This is a genomic window from Streptomyces hokutonensis, assembly GCF_042751305.1.
In the GTDB taxonomy this organism is placed as follows: Bacteria; Actinomycetota; Actinomycetes; order Streptomycetales; family Streptomycetaceae; genus Streptomyces; species Streptomyces hokutonensis_A.
Genome location: NZ_JBHYWD010000029.1, coordinates 94,787 through 113,324, shown reverse-complemented (window position 1 = coordinate 113,324; position 18,538 = coordinate 94,787). Strand labels below are relative to the sequence as shown.

The window sequence follows — 18,538 nt, the reverse complement described above, 5'->3', positions numbered from 1 at the left end:
CCGGGGCAACCGTGGGGGGGGGGGGGCGGGGGGGGGGCGGCGGGGGCCCTCGCACGGCGCCCCGCCCCCCCCCCCGCGCCGCGCGCCGGCCCGCAGTGCGGGCCGGGGGTGTGTGATCAACGCAGCGACGGTCGAAAGCCAGCAGGGACAGCGCGACCGGATGGCCGAAGGGCCAAGAGCCCCCGCCGTTGCTCCGTGCCGCTACGGGCCTGCGACCCGAGGGGGTTGAGGCTGGAGCCCTGAGGGGCTGTGAAGCATGGGGAAGCTGAGGAACCTCACGGTTGCTGTCGAGTCCTGTTATCCCAAGTGCGCGACGGCTGGAGGCTCCGTCGATGCCGGCGGACCGTGGTGACCGGAACACCCCGTCCCCGCCCAACGGGCGGGGCTTGACGAGGTGGGAAAATTTGTACTGCCCTGGGAGGGCGGCGGTTTTCAAGAGCGTCGCGTCACCACGACTGGCGCCCCATCTGACCTGCGTCTATGGCCCGATGTGGCAGATTCAGGAGAGTGCTGGCCCACATATGGCCCAGAGAGCAGCCTCTGAGTCGTCTTACTGGTCCTGTCAGTCGACAGCACGGGGCTGTTGAAGGTCACCGAGTTCTCGCTGTGTGGTGAGGGTGTTTGGGTGGGTGTCGCCGAGTCTTGTGCGTCGGTGGGCGAGGACGGCCTCGAACTCGCTGCGGGCCTGGTCCAACTCACCCTGATCCCGCAGAACCCCGGCAAGGTTGTGCCGGGTGTGGAGGGTGTCTGGGTGGGTGTCGCCGAGGCTGACACGCTCGTGGGCGAGGACGGCCTCGAACTCGCTGCGGGCCTGGTCCAACTCACCCTGATCCCGCAGAACCCCGGCAAGGTTGTTCCGGGTGGCGAGGGTGTTTGGGTGGGTGTCGCCGAGGCTGACGCGTCGGTGGGCGAGGACGGCCTCGAACTCGCTGCGGGCTTGGTCGTACAGGCCCCTGACCAGCAAATATCGGGCAGCGAAATTGGCCGTGCGCCCGGCACTATGGATTGTCTTATCGGGTAATTCGGTGGCCGTGGCTCGATGGAAGAGGTCTAAGGCATGGGGCTGGAGGAGCCGCCAGTGATCCCAGTAGTCCGGCTCCTCAGGTATCCCTGTCTCACCCGCGAACGCCGCGCTGTGCAGTGCGGTGACGGCTGCACCGAGTGCGGTTTGATCGAGACTTGCGTCGCGGACCAGCGGATGTACACGCAGCGTGGGCAGCACATCGGAGCCCGTAGCGGGTGAGAGGTCGACCAGGCCGAGGCCGGCCAGGGCCGTGAGCAGCCTCCACACGCCAGGCCCGTCGAGATGGGCCAGCTCCCCGGCGGAGGCCAGCGTTTCCGGGGTCAGAAGCAGGGTGTATGGCAGTGGGGCATCAGCGAATGTGGCGATCAGTCGCAGCAGGGGGCGGGCCAAGGGCAGGCCGCGTTGGTCCAGCAGCTTCACGGACATGTCCCAGGCCTGCGCGATGACGTTGCCCCGGTCCACGAGTTTGAGGCCATGGTCCAGCGCGGCCTGGTAGGAACCAAAATCCACGGGCGTGCCCAGCTCACGGTAGGCGGCCGGCACCGTGTTGGCGTCGGCGAGGTAGGTGCCGGCGAGGCGCAGGGCCAGGGGGAGCCCTCCCAGGCGTTGGGCCAGGCGTCGGGCATCATCCGGGGGGCCTGCCATGGTGCCCGCGTGGTCGCGCAGAATCTGTGCAGCGTCCGTAAGGTCGCCGCCGATCAGGGGGCGCACCTCATGCAGCGTGCAGGCGCTGCCCCAGGTGTGTGAGGTGCTGTCGCGGGTGGTGACCAGGACGCTGCCGGCACTATTGGCGGGGAGCCGGATCCAGCCGGTTCCCTCGCTCAGCCTTCCGGCACCGTCCAGCAGTGCCGGCTCGTCCGCGTTGTCCACCACCAGCAGCCAGGGACGCTCGTACCGTGCCAGATAAGACCACAGCACGTCCGCCGCGTCTCCAGCCCGCACCTGCTCGTCGGGCGCGCCGGCCTGCCGGGCCACTGCCCGCAGACCGGCCTCAAGCGTGGTGTCCTGGCGTGCGTCGACCCACCACACCTGCTGTGCGAGGCCCAGCCGCCGGTGAACCAGCTCCAGGGCGATCGATGTCTTCCCGGCACCGCCCATCCCGCACAGCACCTGCATCCGCGGGCTTCCCGGAACGGACAGCGCCGACTCCACCTGCCCGATCAGCGCATCGCGGCCCCGCAGGGGGCGCCGTGGATCGCGCAGGCCCAGCGGCGGCGCCACCGTGACCGCAGCGGGTTCAGAGGCGGACCGGGAATCACCGAAGTAGACGTCGCGGGCTCGGAACTCGCGCGCGGCGAGTGAACCGTTGCTGGCCTGCACGCCCCGTGGTGGGGTGTCTTGCTTGCCGGGTTCGGTCAGGACCGGTCCGTACCCGGCTGCTGAGGGTTTCCCAGCCGCACCCCATCCCGGATGTTGGCCACACCCGCCGCGAAGGAACCTCCCTCCGCCTTCACCGACAGATCACCGCCCACCGCCAACCCGTAGGCGCCGGCCACCACACCGCCCGCCGCCCGCGCGGCCTCTTGGACCGCGGCCACCGCCCCATCCAGCTCCCGCGCGAAACCGGCGTCCCGCTCCGCAGCCCGGGAGACAACGGCCTCGACACGTTGCCGGGTCAGAGCACTCGGCTCGTCCTGGCCGGCCGCTGCCTCCGCCTCCAACCTCTCCAGCTCCGAGTCAGCGCCCAGCCGCCGGGCCACAACGCCGTGCACGCGATCCATCGCCCCGTCGAGAGCCAGATCCACTTCGGCATCGGCCCGCCCCGCCACCCGGCGTGCCTTGCGTACCGCCCACGCGAACACGTAGCCGACCGCGATCTCAACACCCGTCATACCGCCCCCTGTTGCTCATACCGAGCGTAGCGGGACAGCCACAACCGCGGGCGCCGAATCCATCAACCGCTTGCAGCGTGACCAGCGCCTAGTCTCGCGCCACACTTCGCCAACGATCCACGCCCAGCCCCAGAAGCCTTCGGATCCGTAGGTGTGTGCGCACGCAGACCCGCACCATCTGAGGCGCTGGACCGGTTTTCAAGAGCATCGAGGCATCAGGAGCGAAACCGTTCCGACCTGCAGCGGGCTCCATTGGTCGCCTGTGACCTGGCGTTTCTCTGGAAAACGCAACTGCTGGGGGACACCTGGGGGAAACGACCTTACTCGTCGGCCTCTTCCAGCACTGCAATCAGGGTCGCAGGGTCACCATCGAAGGTGATGTGCGGTTCGTCCGACTCGGGTGGCACGAATCGGGTGCGGTAGCGCTGGAGATCGCTCTCTGAGAAGTAGACCGAGTTGGGATCGTGCTCATGGTCCGCGTTGCGCTTGTTGATCCTTGACCAGAGTTCATCGTGGCTTGCTTCGAGGTAGACAAGTACCGGAGTTGCGCCGGCGTCGGTTGCGATGGTTCGCCAACGGGTGCGGTCGTCCGGGGTCCAGAAGCCATGGTCAACTACCACATCGCGCCCCGCCATGAGGTGTTCGCGAAGTTCAACCGCAATGTCCTCAAGCACCGGCCGCTCAAGAGTGGGGAAAGTGCCTCGCGGGAAGTCCACCCCGTACACACCATGGCGTCGGTACATCTCCTCATCCGGGCACAGGCGCACGAACCCGCGATCAGTGAGAACGCGGGCAAGGGTCGTCTTGCCAGAGCCAGGGAGTCCAGCCATCAGGACACAGAACGGTGGGCGCAGGAACATCGGTCTCGTCAGAGTCTGGGAGATGGCGGTCATCTCCGCTTCGGCTTCAGGGGTGAGCCGGCCGTCACGGCGAGCGGCGATCAGGTTCCCCATGCGGTCTTCGAGCACGCTCATGAGCGTGTCGTCCATGGACCTCACTGGGAAACCTCCGATTCCGTCCGCCATGTGCGGCCAGGGCCTCCAAGGTCGACACCGTACTCGACGACGTTCCCCTCGCTGTCGATGAACTTCGCAGTCATGACGACCACGGGTTCCGTCGGCGGGTTTTCAGAGTCCAGCTCCAAGAGCTGAGCGTCCTCCGCGGTCAGCAACCGCGCTGAGGCGCTGTCGATCCGATGACTGATCGGGAGGCCCGTCGCCTCTGCGATGAGCTGGAGAGATGTTCCCCCGGTCAGTCGCTCGCTGTTCGCCAGTTGCGGGATCAGCCTCCCGTACTGAGCGGGAATCCAAGACGTGCTGTGCGCCACGATGCCGTGCCGGTCTCGGTATACCCGGCGCCGGCGGATCACGTCGGATTGAGGGGCGATGCCCAGGGCTTGGGCTACCTCTAGGGGCGCAGGCACCACGGCGGCTTGGTGCGAGTCGGACCTTTCGCCTGACCCCCAACTCGATCCGGTACGGCGACCTCGATCCTGACGCTGAGATCCCGAGGACATCGAAGAGGGCCGGTCAAGGACTTCCGTCCCGATGCCGTGGATACCCCTCACTAGACCCTCGTTCCGCAGCTTGCGCAGCGCCTTCTCAGCCGTTGCGGTGCTCACGCTCCACTCTTCCGCGAGGTTCTTGATGCTCGGCAGGAGCGACCCCGGCGGCAGTTGGCCGGACTCGATCAACTCCGTGTAGTGGGCGGCAATCTTCGCGTACGGCGCTCGATTGTCGGCCTGACCTGCCATGTCGTCAGCTCCCTCATCGCTAGTTCCCTGCGGTTCCCTACCCTACCGCTTGACACCACAGGGAACCCTAGGGAACCTTAGGGATGTGTCCGTCGGCCGGAACGTCGACCGAGGGTCATCGTGCCCGGATATGCCCGCATTCGAGGTAGGTGTACCGGCTCGGAGCATCACGAGCGCGGAGGAAAGCCCCGCAAGGGGCGAGTACGAAGACAGCGTCAGTTGGTTGAGAATTCAATAGGGATTCAAGTTCGACGGGGTTCGAGTCCCCGTCCCCGCGACGGCCCGGGTGATGGCCGTTGGCGGCCACTTCGTGGCGGGTGTACCTGTCCCGCCCTGCGTGTCAGTTCTGGGAAAACGCCTCGGGGATCGGTGGGAACCGACCTCTGGGTGCGCCACCTGGTATGCGCCGCCCTGCTGGCGTCAGAGCAGTGACGATGACGCGCCCGATTCGCCGGCTCGGGACCTGCGCTCCGTGGCAACGGCGCGCAGGTGAAAGCCGTGTCCCTCAACCCCCGCCAGGCCGACATCGGGCCTACGCCTCGAACGCGGGCGGGGGCACGCACCCGATCACCCGACACGGACTTGAAAGGCAGACCATGCGCCGGATCACGAACCCCAAGCACCCCAACGTCGACCAGGTCGGCACGACCGTGGAGTACGAGGGCGAGCCGCACCAGATCACGGACGTGGGCGGCAGCTACTTCGCGGTCGTCCGCATCCGCGACGGATACGGCAAGAACGTCAAGATCCGCGAGATCAACGGCGACTGACCTACCTCCTCCCGCCCACACGCGGGACGGATCTCCACCTCAACGGCGCGCACCCCCGGAGTTGGCCCTCCGGGGGTGCTGTTCGGGCCGTTCCACCTGCTAGGGAGACCACGACCCATGAGCACCATCGTCACTGTTCAAGAGGCTGTTACCGCGTTCGCCGACTGGCGTGAGCCCACCGACGCGGAACTGGACGCGATCGAGCAGGAGATGCCCGTCATCACGGCGGACGTCGACCTCCTCGACGCGCAGATCATCACCCTCGACCGCACCCCGTCCGAGCTGGACTCCCAGCGCATCCGCCGGGCCACGCGTCGCCTGCTCACCGCCCGCCGCGAGCACGCCAACCGCACCCCGGCCGGAACGCTGCCGGAGGTGGGCGCATGAGGACCACCGCTCCCGCCCCCGAGTTCCTGACCGACCACAAGGGCCGACCCCGCGCCGGCTTTCCCGTGCCGCTCTCCTACGAACAGGCCCGGCTGGGCATGGCCTTCCACGAGGCCGGCCACGCGGTCCTGGCCCTGGCCTACGGCATGCGCGTGAACACCAGCGAGGTCATCGTCTGGGAGCGGGAGGAAGGCGGCTGGGGACTGACAGGCAGCACGAACTTCGCGTCGCACGGCACCCCGCCGTGGCACTTCGCCGCGCAGTGCGCGGCCGGCGAGATCGCGCACGTGCAGTACCTGCTCATCCGCGGCCTGTGGACCCCGGACACCGCCGCCGCGTGTGCGGCCGAACACGACCGTGAGTACGCGATCGACATCCTCGCGCAGTTCGGCTACCGGCTGGGCCGCGACCACACCCCGCACGGCGGCAAGTCCTGGTCGACCGTGCAGGGCGTGGCCCGGCGCAAGGTCGGCCACCTGTGGCGCGAGATCCGCACCGTCGCGCACGCCATGGACGAGCACACGATGCTCACCGGGGACAACATCGCCTTCCTGACCGGTCTGGCCAACCCTTCCTTCGAGGGAGGCGACCGGTGAGCCGCTTCGGAAAGGGCCTGCTCGTCACCGCGTTGGTCGTGGTGGTCGGGATGGCGTTCCGTGTCTCGTGGAACGCGCTGAGGGACATCGCCAACGCGATCGGCGCGGACCACACCGCCGCCACCCTCTACCCGTTCGTGGTCGACGGCCTGATGGCCCTCGCCCTGGTCGCCACCCTCGTACTCGCCGGCGACGACCGCAGGTTCGCGCTGCGTGTGCTGGGCACCTACACGGGCGCCTCCCTGGTCCTCAACTACGTCCACGGGCTCGTTCCCGCCCTGCACGGCGCCACGGTCGACTGGGGGCGCCTCGCCGACTGGGACCCCGCCAACTACGCGTTGGTGCTGCTGGCCACGTCGCTTCCGGTCGGGTCGATCTACTTCGGATCCGATCTGGTCGCGAAGGTGCTGCACCACCAGCCCGCCCCGATTCCCACCCCAGCCGCGAATGCGGAGGAATCTACCGAGACCACAATGAAACGGTCTACGGCTGACCTGCCGGAATCGACCCCGGCGCCGATCATCACCCCCACCGTGGTGAACCCGGTACGGACGCCCGATCCGGTCCCGCTCGGCTTCCTGAAGTCGACTCTCCCGCTCAAGCCCCTACCCGCCATCGGATCGACCCCCCTCAACCCGACCCGATCGACCCCGACCGGATCGACTCCCCAGCGCACGGTGGCGGCCACGTCGCCCCGCCCGCGTGCCGCGACCGGTCGGATTCCCAACGCGGCCCGATCGCCCCAACCCAGGCGCACCGCAGCGCAGTTGCTCGATGAGGCCCGTACCGCGACCGCCAACCTGCCGGACGCGAAGGTGACCGCAGAGGGCATCCGCCGGGAGATCCGCACTTCTCCGGCCAACGCCCGGATGCTGCGGGACACGATCCTTGCCGAGCGCGCCGCGACCATCCCCGCCCCGGGAACGGGGTCCATCTGATGGGCCTGTGGCGGGACAAGACCCCGCGCACGGGCGACGAGATCACCCGCCCGGCCCCCGGCCCGGCCAACCCCGCTGGCAAGGCGCCGGGCAGGTTGGGGCACGCGGGGTCCCGGCCTGGTAGTTCCCCGACCGGTCCGTTGGCCACCCCCAGCCGCCGCCGCACGCCGAAAGCGAACTGACCTGTGATGTCGGCTGCCTACGGCAAGTGCTTCGACCCGTCCGGCGCCCGCTACGGCATCCCCACCTTCCCCTGGAAGTACGCCCCCGGTGACGAGCAGTACGCCACCCGCCGGCAGTTACGGGCCCGTGGTCTGCGTCCGGGGGGTCAGCCGATAGCGGCGCAGGTCATGCGCGTCAACCGCCGTACCGGCACAGTCCGGGTCGCCTACCTGTACCGGATCGACCTCGCCAAGCCGGTACGGCCGATGACCTCGCGGAAGTGGGGCGCCCTCGCGCTGGCGATGCTCGCCCGCCAGACCTGCCCTGTCTGCCAGGTCATCTACAGCTACTGCATGCAGGCTGCCGTATTGCATTGAATGCAACACACGTCGCGCCGGGCCAACTCGCTGAGCTGCAGGTGCTGCCCACATTAACGCCGGATCGGTGGCTGGTTGGGACGCGCTGACCAGGCACCCGTTACCGACTCAACGATGATGCGTTAGATGCATCGTGAGTGCTTTCGTTGATATGCCAGGAGCCGCGCACCTGGTCCTCGCCGACGGAGTCGTGCACCTGGACCCCGAACCCGCCGTCCTGGAAGCGATGTTGGAAGGCTGGGCACTGCAGCAGCGCACGCGCTTCTTGAGGGAGTCGACTATCTACCCCCGGATCGCGCTGGTCCGTCGGCTGGCCCGATTTACCAATGAGTACCCGTGGCAATGGGAGCCCGCCGAGGTGGAAGCATTCTTCGACGACCTTCGTATCCGGCGCCCTGGCAGGCCGCTGGCGGTGTCGACCGCACGGAACTACCAGAACGACCTACGGCTGTTCTTCGACTACATCACTGACACCCGCTACGGCTGGCCGTCCACGTGCAACGAGCAATTCGGGCGGGCTCCGGTCCAGCTTCTGCACGAGTGGAACACGATCACCCACACCAGCGAGTACGAAGGAGCTGCCGAACGCCGTCCGCTCACCTACGACGAGGTCCAGACCCTTTTCGACGCCGCCGACGGGCGTGTCGGGGAGATCCGCGCACGACGACGCAAGGGCTCGCTCGCGGCTCTTCGCGACGCCATCGTCTTGAAGACGGTCTACGCTTTCGGCTTGCGGCGCCAGGAAGCGTGCGGCCTGGATCTGTGCGACCTGCGCCGGAATCCCAGGGTCGCCGACTACGGCCGTTTCGGAGCGATCTTTGTCCGTTACGGCAAGGCCTCCAAGGGTGGACCTCCCAAGCGCCGCAGCGTTTTGACCGTCCCGGAGATGGACTGGATCGTCGGCGTTCTCGACCAGTACGTCAGCGAGGTCCGCCCCGCCTTCGTGCCGGGCAAGCACCCGGCGTTCTGGATCACCGAGCGGCGCGACCGGATGTCCCTGCGACGGTTGAACGAGGCATTCGAGACGGCTCGTCGGGCCGCCGACCTGCCGGCGGAGTTGGACCTGCACTCGCTGCGGCACAGCTACGTGACCCATCTGATCGAGTTCGGTTATCCAGAGAAGTTCGTCCAGGACCAGGTCGGCCACGCCTACGCGAGCACCACGGCCATCTACAGCCACGTCTCGGACGAGTACCGAAACCGGCTGCTGCGACGCTCACTGCAAGCCCGGCACGGCGATCTATGGGGGCAGGAAACGTGATCAGGAAGATGGGCATCGACTGGCAGCTACGGATCCGGATGGCGGAGAAGGGCATGTTCCAGACGACGGAACTGGTTCCGCTGCTGGCCGAACGCGGCGTGCATCTGTCACGTGAGCAGGTCTTTCGTCTCGTGACCCAGACACCGCAAAGGCTGTCCATGGACACGCTCGCCGCGCTGTGCGACATCCTCGCGTGTGAGCCCAACGACCTGATCCGGGTGGAAGTCACCGACGCTGAGGTGCGCAAGACTGCTGGCGAGCAGCCTGTGTCCCGGCCGCAGGCGCGTCGCACGACGATCCGGCGCCCTGGCGCGCCATGACCGCTCCCCTCCGCCTCGACGAGGCACATCGACAGGTCGTCGCGTACCTCACCTCCCAGCTCACAGGGATGACCGGCGAGCAGGCCGCGGAGGCACTCAAACGCGGGAAGATCACAGCACGTTCCTGCGTCGGCCTTGCCCGCCACTTCCAGCAGCACCAAGATGCCCTGACGAATCCGGGCCCGACGACTCCGCAGAATCTGGTGAGGCTCGCGCATGCCCTGGCGGCTGCCGGGCACGGCCCGGTCACCCTGCCGACATGCGCCGGCTGCGGAAAGATCTCGCGCGAGCTCACGCATCGACTCCCGGCCGGACACTGCTGTTCGAGCTGCGCCTACCGGGTGCGGCCCCCGAAGACCTGCTCAGGCTGCGGCCGCCAGATGAGGATCAACGGTAGCGGCCCGAACGGCCCGCTCTGCGGCACCTGCTACGGCAAGCAGGTTGCCACCGCATGTGGGCAGTGCGGGCGAGTACGCCGCGCGACCTACCGCATGCCCGACGGCAGTGTCCGCTGTCAGGGGTGCCACCCGCGCCCCGAGCGGACCTGCGTCGGGTGCGGAGTTCAAGCCCCAGTCCAAGCGATCGCGGCGGACGGTCCGGTCTGCCGACGCTGCTATCGACAACCTGAGCGCCGCTGCGGCAGTTGCGGGGAAGTACGCACGGTCGACCGGCGCGGTGGTGACGGCAGGCCCGATCTGTGCTCCCGCTGCTATTACGCTCCGCCGGTCGCCTGCGCCTCCTGCGGCCGGCTCCGGCCCTGCGCGCGCAGGGTGGCGGGCAAGCCGTTTTGTCAGAGCTGCTGTCCCCGCCCCACGGGGCCATGCGCGCGTTGTCTCCACGACCGTCCTGTCCATGCCTACTGGCCGATGGGCCCGGTCTGCAAGCACTGCTACGCAGCAGTGCGCGCACGCCCCGGCGCCTGCGCTCAGTGCGAAGAGCGACGTCCACTCATCGGTTCCACCGAAGCAGGGGCCGGCATCTGCGGACCCTGCGCGGGAGTCGATCTCACCTACGCGTGCCAGCGCTGCGGCACGAGCGACAGGATCCTCCACGAGCAGTTGTGCACCCGTTGCTTCGCCACGAAAGAACTGGCCGAAGCTCTCGGTGGACAAGACGCAACGGTCCCCGCACAGCGGCAGAAATTCCACTCGGCTCTCGCCGCCGCAGGACACCCCCGCCGAGTGGCGCACTGGCTGACCCGCGCCGGAGTACCTGCCCTCCTGTCCCAGCTAGCCACTTCGGATGAGGAGATAACCCACCAACAGCTCGACGACCTCCCCAACACGCCGACCACCCGCTACATCCGCGACGTCCTCGTCGTCGCCGCAGTGCTGCCGCCGCGGGACGAACGATTGGAGGCCCTGCCCCGCTGGGCGGACGCCCTCTTGGCCCAGGCACCCCTCCCCCAGCGGCAGCTCGTCACCCCCTTCACCCATTGGTATCTGCTCCACCGCATCCGCCGGGCCCACCGGCACCGCCCGCTACGCGCCAGCACACAGCACCAGATGCGATCGCGACTGCGCCGGGCCCTGGAACTGCTTGACTGGCTCGACGAGCACGGCAGCGCTCTCGGTGAACTCACACAGCCAGAACTCGAGATGTGGCTGGAGGAAGGGGCGGTAGAACGTCGTGAGGTGCGTGCCTTCGTCACCTGGGCGCGAGGTCGGGGCCTTGTCGGCGAGCTCGTAGTTCCCCGGGCACGCATCGCTGCACCCAGCGTCTTCATGACGGACGAGGAGCAGGCCGAGCAGCTGCACCGGTGTCTCGGCGACGATTCTCTGCCTCTCGATGTTCGTACGGCTGGCGCCCTGACGCTCCTCTTCGGGCTGCAGCACACCAAACTGCTCGAACTCACCGTGCGCGACGTCATCGACGACAACGCGATGGTGGCGCTCAATCTCGCAGGCCACCGTCTTCCGCTGCCGCCCGAAGTCGCCCGGTTGGTCCGTGCGCTACGCGCCCGGTGCCAGGCACGCTGGCAGCTCGATCAGACAGCCAGCACAACACCGTGGCTGTTCCCCGGGCAGGAGCCCGCCCGCCCCCTTGGAGCCACCTACCTCAACTTGAAGCTCCGCCGACACGGCATCGCGCCCCTCGCCGGCCGCAACAATGCCCGTCTCGCACTGGCCACCGACCTGCCGGCGTCCGTCCTCGCCGACTTCACCGGCACCAGCATCAGCAACGCCACCCGCTGGACCGGATACGCCAGACGCGACTGGCTCGACTACATCGCGTCCCGCACACAGACCTGACCGCTTTTGAGAGCAGCGGGCCATTGTCCAGCGGTCTGCCCCGGCCGCATCCTCCACCTCATGGGACGCGATGCTCGGACGTGACCACCGAAGCTTAGGCTGACTGAGATACGGCCGACTCACCGCTGTCCACCGCTGGTGCTCGAACCCTGACGGGAAGGCGGCAACGGCAGCCGCTCGCTCCCTGTCGATCCGGAAGATGCCGCACGAGTCACAGCTCCGGCGGATCATTTTCGGCGGGGCACGGTGAAGTAGTTGTATGCGGAGGAGTCCCAGCGGCCGAGGCTGAGGGTTAGAACGGTGTCATAGCGGGCTCGTGCGGCTGCCACGGTCATCGGGTCCTCTGGAGCGATCGAGCAGCGCCAATAGATCACGGCGGACCCGGTCTCGGGGCATGGAGCGGGCTCCTCAATCCGATTCGGGAGTGGCGGGTCCGGCCGGTCCCAGTCGAGCCGGAGCCCAGGGGCTTCGAGTGTCGGCGCGGGCATCAGGGTGCCGTCCTGGAACTTGCCTCGAGCGCGGTGGTAGTCGAGCGCATAGGTCACGGTGCCAGCCGCGTACGGCATATCCCGCCCCTCGCCGTCCTGCGGTCCCCAGGTCGCGATGCCGGCCGCGCGGATCCGGGACAACACGTCGGTGATCTCTCCCCGGACGCCGAAGTAGGCGTCGGCCCGCATGCTGCACGTGAGGGCGTACGGAGACCGGTTGTTCTCGAATATCGAGCCGTCTTGGGGCCCGTGACAGGAGTCGATAGAGCGGGTGAGCAAGTGCTCCAGGCCTTCGACAGCGGTCAAGCGCGCGATCAGGGCGCGCATCTTCTGCTCTTCCCTTGCCCGGCGAGATTCCGCTTCGGAGGACGTGGCCTGCGTACGCAGTTCCTTGTCCGCAGGCTCGCGGGAGCACGCCGCAGTCAGTCCCACCAGGGCAAATGCCACCAGCAGTCCGCCCGCTTGCGTGCACCGCCTGTAGCCCCGGCGCCACCGGGCCGCCTTGGTCTTCTTCATCTTCGCACCCCTGCCCCACCTTCCGGTGAGGCAGGGCCAGGTGCATGAGTACGCGTACTCAGATCCCAGCCCCAAGGTCTCAGGGCCCCAATTCACTCCCCCATACACAGCAGTTCGGCGAACCATCGCCGGGACCGTGCCCACAGGAATACGACAGCAACGGAACAAGTGCTCTGCGCCAGTACCGCGCTCGCTCGGCTGCTGCGTGCTGTGCGCCTACCCCACCAACACCCCTGCTCCGAAAAGGAGTTGAGCATGTCGAAAGCCGAGATCCGCCGCCTGGACCGCGAGATCCAGCGGACGCAGAACAAGCTGGAAGCGGTACAGCGGGGCGAGTGGTGGCCACTGACCGCCCGCGAACGCCTGGCGATGACACGTGCGCTGGCCAGTGGCGCCCGCAGCGTCCACAAGGGGCGCAGCACGAGCGGTGCCGAGAGCCGGATGGAGTCGATCGACTCCTCGGTCACGGCCCGTCTGAACGCGGAGCTGACCGCCCTGAACGGCGAGAAGCTGCGCCTGCTCAACGAAGCCGCCCGCGCCAAGGCCGCGAAGAAGGCGTCGGGGTGGTGGTGAGCGTGGAGCAGCAGCGTTGCCCCGCCGCTCACCCGCAAGACCCCACCCCCTGTGACGGACCGCCCGCCGTGACCGTACTGGACACGGCGGGCGCCGGCGCGGACGGATGCGAGCACCACGGCGCCCGCATCCTCGCCTCCCTGGACAGGGGCCGCGTCTACCCGCTGCCCGACGCCCCCGCAGGTGCGGCGATCCGGGTGTTCAAGGCCGCCGACACGATCCGCCCGTTCTGCTGGTTCGACGGCCCCCGCAGCGAGCCGTCCCAGCTCAGCCGTGCCGAGAACCGCGCCCGGCACCAGCGCTGACCCCCCGCGCTCTTCCCCGAACTCCCGCCCCGCAAGGGCAGTCAGGAGCAGTTCCCGCATGTCCGAGAACGTCGTACGACTCGTCAAAACCCCGCCCACTAACGCCGAACCGGAGGTCGCTCCCACGGTGCTGACCGTGGTCCCCGACGCCCCGCCCGCGCCCCTGGTCCCCCTGTGGGTGCGCTCCGGACGCGCGGTGAAGCACGCGGTCACCCACGAGAACACCAAGGCGGCTGCCCGTGCGGTCGCCCGGCACAGCCTCTACACGTTCAACGGCGGGCGGATCGTGGCCCGCCGCACCTGGGACGGCAAGACCGGCGCCCGCTACGAACGCATGATCCGCACCGCCGAAGCCGCCGGGAACCTGGAAGCGGCAGAGGAGTGGGAGGACCGGCTCACGCGTTTCCGTGCCGCCCGCCACCACCGACGCATGGACCTCCTGCACTCCCCGGTCGAGGCCGCCAAGGGTGTCGGGGTCGGCGTCGGCATGAGCGTCGGGGCGCTGGTCGCGCTCGGGGTCGTCATGGCGATCAACAACCACGACATCCGCGACGTCATCACCCCGTTGAAGGCCACGGTCGAGTTCATCGCGACCCTGATCCGGATCGTGCAACTCGTCTGGCCCACCGCCATGATCCTCGGTCCGCTGTTCGCCCTGCTCGCCCTCTGGTCAGTCGGGAGCAAGCGGCAGGCCGCCCCGCAGTGGGCCCTTCCCGCCAACGCCCGCAACGGCGAGGGCGAGCCGATCACCCCCTCAATCGTCGTCAAGGCCCTGCGCGACCTGGGGGTACCCGCGCTGCGCAACGCCATCAAGGACATGGGCGACGCCGGCGCCTCGATGCTCGGTCCGATCCGGATCGCCGGGTGCGGCGTCGAGGTCGACGTCACCCTGCCCTCCGGGGTCTCCACGATCGAGGTGCAACAGCGCCGCCGCAAGCTCGCGGAGAACCTCACCAGGCACGAGCACGAGGTGTTCATCACCATCCCGGAAGCGGCCCGCACGGTCCGGCTGTGGGTGGCCGACTCCGGGGCGCTGGACCAGCCGATCGGCCCGTCGCCCCTGGTCACGGACGAGACGATGACCGCCGACTACAGGAAGGGCAAGGCCCCGTGGGGTCAGGACCTGCGCGGGGACGCGGCAGCGCTGTCGCTGTATCAGCGCCACCTCCTGATCACGGGGTTGTCGAACCAGGGCAAGACCGCCTCACTGCGCGCGCTCGCCCTGTGGGCGGCGCTGGACAAGACCGTTGAGTTCCGCCTCGCCGACCTCAAGGGCGGTGACTGGGTCATGATGGACGGCCTGGCCACGGTGCTGATCCAGGGTCCGACCGACGACCACGTCATCCAGACGACCGAGATGGTCGAAGGCGTCGTGGACGAGATGAACCGGCGGATCCAGACGCGTCTGACCGACCCGGCCATGGAGTTCCCGCCGCTGATCTGCATCGTGGACGAAGCGCAGGTGGCGTTCATGTGCCCGGCCGTCGATGACCAGAAGCGCCCCTACGGCGGCTCCAAAGCCACCTCCCGGTACTTCATGGCCGTCCGCACGATCCACAACCAGGGCCGTGCCGTGAACGTGCTGATGTGGCAGGGAACCCAGGACCCCACCGACCAGAACCTCCCCAAGCTCGTACGCGAGGGCGCCCACACCCGCGCCTCCCTCGCGCTGGGCACGGAATCGCAGGCCCGGATGGCTCTCGGGGACAAAGCCGTCGACGGGGGTGCCGCCCCGAACCTGCTGCGCCCCGGCCTCGATCAGGGAACCCTGGTCGTCGCGTCCAGCGGTATCGACATCCCGAAGGGCCAGGCGTCCATCACGGTGCGCACGCACTTCATCGGCCACGACGACGCAACGGCCATCGCCGAGCGGGCCAAGGCCCTGCGGAGCGGGGTCACCACCCTGCGGGTCATCGAGCGGGGCGAGGAGCGCGACCCGCTCGCCGACATCCTGAGCGTGCTCGGCAGCGATGCCCGGGTGCGCACCCAGGAAGTCATCACCCGCCTGTCGGCGCTCGATGTGGACGCCTACGGCAAGTGGACCTTCGCCGACCTCAAGCGCGTCCTGGACTCCGCGTCCGGCGACGGACCGGACATCGCCTACAAGTCCGACGGGGTCATGGTCGTGGGCCGCGACCGCGTCGCCCGCGCGCTCGCCGACCGCGACGACGAGGGTTCCGCTTCCGCTTCCGCGTAGAGGGAGGCAACGCCTCGCGACTCAGGGAGGCAGGGAGAACTCCCTGAACCCCTCCCTGACCCGCCTCCCTGACCCTGACCTGCACGAATGATCGTTCAGGGAGGTAGGGAGGCACCCCAGGTCAGCCCCCTGAAACCCCCTCCGCAACGCCCCCGCACAGGGGTGTCCCTGCCTCCCTGACCCAAGCCCGGAAGGGATTCCGCATGTACCCCGAACCCGCCCGCCACGCGCCCGCCGAACGGGCCCTGGAAGTCCACTACCCGGCCCCCATCGCCCCCGCCGCCACGGCGCCGACACCCCTCGCTCCCGTCCAGCCGGGCAGCATCCCGTCCGTGGCGAGCATCGTCCTGCCGGACGGACGCGTCGTCACCGGCTACGCCATCAACCCCGCCCAGCCCGAACCCCTCGCCGCCAAGCCGCCCGTCTCCCGCGCGGCCGTGAACATCGCCCTCGGAGGTGTCGGGTTCCTCGCCGTGTGCGGCGGACTGATCCTGCTCACCTCGTTCATCGCCGCACTGACCGCGCTCATCACCCAGCTCATCACCCTCGCCGCCGTGATCTTCGGCGGGTGGATCGCCGTGCAGGTCTTCAGCACACGCAGCCACCAGAGCGGGACCACGGTCAACATCCGCAAAGCGATCTTCAAGCGCAACCACTTCCACCACTAGGGCTCAGTGCCGAGGTCAGACCTCATGGCGCTCCGAAGAGACGAATGGACCTCTTTGTAGGCCTGACGCAGGTGCGCGTACTCCTCGCTGTCGTTCGTTACGCCCCCTGCGACCGCAACACACAGATCGCGAAAAGCGTGATGGGCGCTCTCCGCAGCAGCCACAACCACCGACGGCGCCATGATCTCAACTTCATAGCGACGGCTGAGGCAGCTCTCGTAGGCATCCCAGACAGCCTTTGCACGCTCCGTCGCCGACATGTCCCTTGCCCGTGCCAGCACACCGCATTGGTGCCGCGCACTGGACAAAACTGCCAGATACGAGCCGTAGAGAACCCGCCTGTTCTCAGCTCTCTGCTCGACTCTGTGCCGCTTCCAACGCCAGAACTCCAGCGCTCCCGCAGAAAGCGTGGCGATACCGCCGCCCGCAACCGTGCTGACCAGCGCAGTCCATTCCATCCGCCCCGCCCCCGCAAGCCCGCGTTCGTCAAACGAGCCGACCACGCAGGGGCGGCCCCTCTCGCCAAAGACCGGGCCGCCCCCTGTCCAACCTGCCCTCAACAGACCTGTTGGAGGTCACCCAGCATGACCCAACCCACCGACATCCGGCGAGTACGCGGTCACCGGCCGCGCCTGCTGGACCTGTACTGCTGCCAGGGCGGCGCCGCCAAGGGCTACGACGACGCCGGCTTCGACGTGACCGGCGTCGACAAGGACCCCCAGCCCCGCTACCCGTTCCGGTTCGTGCAGGCGGACGCGATCGCGTTCGTCCTCGAACACGGCGCAGAGTTCGACTTCATCCACGCCTCGCCTCCGTGCCAGTTGGACAGCGACTGCCAGCGCCTGCGGGGCAACACCCACCCCGACCTGATCGCACCCACCCGCGCTGCCCTGGAAACGACCGGGCGCCCGTGGGTGATCGAGAACGTCGGCGGCGCCGTGCCCAAGCTCCGCGATCCCGTGCTGCTGTGCGGGCCCATGTTCCACCTGGCCACCTACCGGCACCGGTTCCTGGAAGCCGGCGGAGGCTTCACCCTCCCCCAGCCCTGGCATCCCGAACACACCGTTCCTCAGGCCAAGATGGGCCGCCCGATCCCGCCCGGCCACTACGGGCAGTTCGTCGGCAACTTCTCCGGCGTCGACCACGCCCGCCGCGTGATGGGTGTCCCGTGGATGAACCGCGACGGCATCCGCGAGTGCATCCCGCCCGCCTACACCCGCTGGACCGGCACCCACGCCCGCTACAGCCTGCAAGCCGGGGCGGTGGCCGCATGACCGGCAACGCCCCACTGCTCGACACCGCGCTGACGCTCGCCGCGCGCGGAATTCCGCCGCTGCCGCTGCGGGCAGGGAAGGTCCCGTTCGGCAACTGCCGCACCTGCGCGAAGAACGCGTGCGGCGGCCGGCCGAACATGAAGACCCCCGGCCCCTGCACCTGCCCGCACCCGTGCCACGCGTGGGCCGCCGCCACCACCGACCCGCACGTCCTCAACTCCCCCCAGTGGGCCACCGCGTGGCGCCAGGCGGCGGCGGTCGCCTACCACCCCGGCGGCGCCGGACTGACCGTGGTCGACCTCGACAACGCGGCGGCCATCGCGTGGGCCCGCGAGACGCTGCCCGCGACCCGGACCGTGCTCACCACCCGAGGCGAGCACTGGATCTACGAAGGCACCATGCCCTCCGCCAACGCCGTACGGCCCGGCATCGACATCAAGTCCCTTATGGCGTACGCCCGTTGGCTCGGATGGGGCAGCGGCGCCATGGCCTCTCTCCCGGGCGCTGTGCGTGCTCTGGCACTAGCGGGCCCTCCCGTGGCCCGCAGGGCGCCAAAGGCAGTCTCAGCGCCCTTGGGGGGCCAGAACGGGGTGTGCCGCCACCGCACGCCCGTGTTCCTGGACCGTGGGATCGCCATGGCGGAGCAGCGGATCACCGGCGCCCGTGAGGCGGTGCACGCGACCGTGTACCGGACGTTCCTCGCGGTGCTGTCCACGCACGGGCGGTGCGGCTGCCTCACGGACACGCACGTCGCCCGGCTGTTCACCGCCGCGCAGGCCAAGGGCGAAACGCCCCGGCACTGCACCGACGCGTGGACCAACGCCCTCACCACGTTGGGACTGTGA

At 68.7% G+C, this 18,538-nt stretch carries 19 protein-coding genes; 14 read left to right on the top strand and 5 right to left on the bottom strand.

Translation table 11 applies throughout. From position 1 onward, the window contains the following. Positions 1-562: 562 nt before the first annotated feature. The 4 genes from ACFXC1_RS45045 to ACFXC1_RS45030 form a co-directional block, all read right to left on the bottom strand. A complete protein-coding gene (locus ACFXC1_RS45045) occupies positions 563-2,344 on the bottom strand; it encodes a tetratricopeptide repeat protein (RefSeq protein WP_381254605.1) in 1,782 nt (593 codons plus the stop codon). A gap of 35 nt (positions 2,345-2,379) precedes the next feature. Then, positions 2,380-2,856, bottom strand: coding sequence for a hypothetical protein (locus ACFXC1_RS45040; RefSeq protein WP_381254602.1), 477 nt, complete (start codon positions 2,854-2,856; stop codon positions 2,380-2,382). Positions 2,857-3,176: 320 nt separating this feature from the next. Next, entirely contained in the window at positions 3,177-3,854 is a 678-nt protein-coding gene (locus ACFXC1_RS45035) for an AAA family ATPase (RefSeq protein ID WP_381254600.1), read from the bottom strand. Further along, the gene (locus ACFXC1_RS45030; protein ID WP_381254598.1) at positions 3,851-4,609 is read right to left on the bottom strand and encodes a GntR family transcriptional regulator; all 759 of its coding nucleotides are present in this window, start codon (positions 4,607-4,609) and stop codon (positions 3,851-3,853) included. Before ACFXC1_RS45030 ends, ACFXC1_RS45035 begins: the two co-directional genes overlap by 4 nt. A 596-nt stretch (positions 4,610-5,205) precedes the next feature. Between ACFXC1_RS45030 and ACFXC1_RS45025 the strand changes: the two genes are divergently transcribed. The 8 genes from ACFXC1_RS45025 (at position 5,206) to ACFXC1_RS44990 (ending at position 11,672) form a co-directional block, all read left to right on the top strand. Beyond that, positions 5,206-5,379, top strand: a complete 174-nt coding sequence (locus tag ACFXC1_RS45025) for a hypothetical protein (protein ID WP_381254595.1) — start codon at positions 5,206-5,208, stop codon at positions 5,377-5,379. 117 nt (positions 5,380-5,496) lie between these two features. Next, the gene (locus ACFXC1_RS45020) at positions 5,497-5,766 is read left to right on the top strand and encodes a DUF6284 family protein (protein ID WP_381254592.1); all 270 of its coding nucleotides are present in this window, start codon (positions 5,497-5,499) and stop codon (positions 5,764-5,766) included. Then, positions 5,763-6,362, top strand: a complete 600-nt coding sequence (locus ACFXC1_RS45015; protein WP_381254590.1) for a hypothetical protein — start codon at positions 5,763-5,765, stop codon at positions 6,360-6,362. Before ACFXC1_RS45020 ends, ACFXC1_RS45015 begins: the two co-directional genes overlap by 4 nt. After that, positions 6,359-7,300 carry a DUF2637 domain-containing protein gene (locus ACFXC1_RS45010; protein WP_463294422.1) on the top strand — a complete coding sequence of 314 codons (942 nt, stop codon included), beginning with the start codon at positions 6,359-6,361 and terminating at the stop codon, positions 7,298-7,300. The genes ACFXC1_RS45015 and ACFXC1_RS45010 overlap by 4 nt, the downstream gene beginning before the upstream one ends. Before the next feature lie 188 nt (positions 7,301-7,488). Next, a complete protein-coding gene (locus ACFXC1_RS45005; RefSeq protein WP_381254587.1) occupies positions 7,489-7,839 on the top strand; it encodes an RRQRL motif-containing zinc-binding protein in 351 nt (116 codons plus the stop codon). Positions 7,840-7,972: 133 nt separating this feature from the next. Further along, the gene (locus ACFXC1_RS45000; RefSeq protein ID WP_381254584.1) at positions 7,973-9,100 is read left to right on the top strand and encodes a tyrosine-type recombinase/integrase; all 1,128 of its coding nucleotides are present in this window, start codon (positions 7,973-7,975) and stop codon (positions 9,098-9,100) included. Then, a complete protein-coding gene (locus ACFXC1_RS44995) occupies positions 9,097-9,420 on the top strand; it encodes a helix-turn-helix domain-containing protein (protein WP_381254581.1) in 324 nt (107 codons plus the stop codon). The genes ACFXC1_RS45000 and ACFXC1_RS44995 overlap by 4 nt, the downstream gene beginning before the upstream one ends. Before the next feature lie 1,181 nt (positions 9,421-10,601). Beyond that, the gene (locus ACFXC1_RS44990) at positions 10,602-11,672 is read left to right on the top strand and encodes a hypothetical protein (protein WP_381254579.1); all 1,071 of its coding nucleotides are present in this window, start codon (positions 10,602-10,604) and stop codon (positions 11,670-11,672) included. Between the two features lie 227 nt (positions 11,673-11,899). Here ACFXC1_RS44990 and ACFXC1_RS44985 read toward each other — a convergent pair whose 3' ends face one another. Continuing rightward, positions 11,900-12,676 (bottom strand): hypothetical protein, encoded by a 777-nt coding sequence (locus ACFXC1_RS44985; RefSeq protein WP_381254576.1) that lies wholly within the window; start codon positions 12,674-12,676, stop codon positions 11,900-11,902. 255 nt (positions 12,677-12,931) lie between these two features. Here ACFXC1_RS44985 and ACFXC1_RS44980 point away from each other — a divergent pair, with 255 nt between their 5' ends. The 6 genes from ACFXC1_RS44980 to ACFXC1_RS44955 all read left to right on the top strand — a co-directional run bounded on the left by ACFXC1_RS44980 (position 12,932) and on the right by ACFXC1_RS44955 (position 18,538). Next, entirely contained in the window at positions 12,932-13,249 is a 318-nt protein-coding gene (locus tag ACFXC1_RS44980) for a hypothetical protein (RefSeq protein WP_381254574.1), read from the top strand. Between the two features lie 68 nt (positions 13,250-13,317). Next, positions 13,318-13,554 (top strand): hypothetical protein, encoded by a 237-nt coding sequence (locus ACFXC1_RS44975; RefSeq protein ID WP_381254572.1) that lies wholly within the window; start codon positions 13,318-13,320, stop codon positions 13,552-13,554. 58 nt (positions 13,555-13,612) lie between these two features. After that, a complete protein-coding gene (locus tag ACFXC1_RS44970) occupies positions 13,613-15,751 on the top strand; it encodes an FtsK/SpoIIIE domain-containing protein (protein ID WP_381254569.1) in 2,139 nt (712 codons plus the stop codon). A 203-nt stretch (positions 15,752-15,954) separates the two neighbouring features. Further along, positions 15,955-16,419 (top strand): hypothetical protein, encoded by a 465-nt coding sequence (locus ACFXC1_RS44965; protein WP_381254566.1) that lies wholly within the window; start codon positions 15,955-15,957, stop codon positions 16,417-16,419. Between the two features lie 584 nt (positions 16,420-17,003). After that, positions 17,004-17,693, top strand: a complete 690-nt coding sequence (locus tag ACFXC1_RS44960; protein ID WP_381254563.1) for a methyltransferase domain-containing protein — start codon at positions 17,004-17,006, stop codon at positions 17,691-17,693. Next, positions 17,690-18,538 (top strand): bifunctional DNA primase/polymerase, encoded by an 849-nt coding sequence (locus tag ACFXC1_RS44955; RefSeq protein WP_381254560.1) that lies wholly within the window; start codon positions 17,690-17,692, stop codon positions 18,536-18,538. Before ACFXC1_RS44960 ends, ACFXC1_RS44955 begins: the two co-directional genes overlap by 4 nt.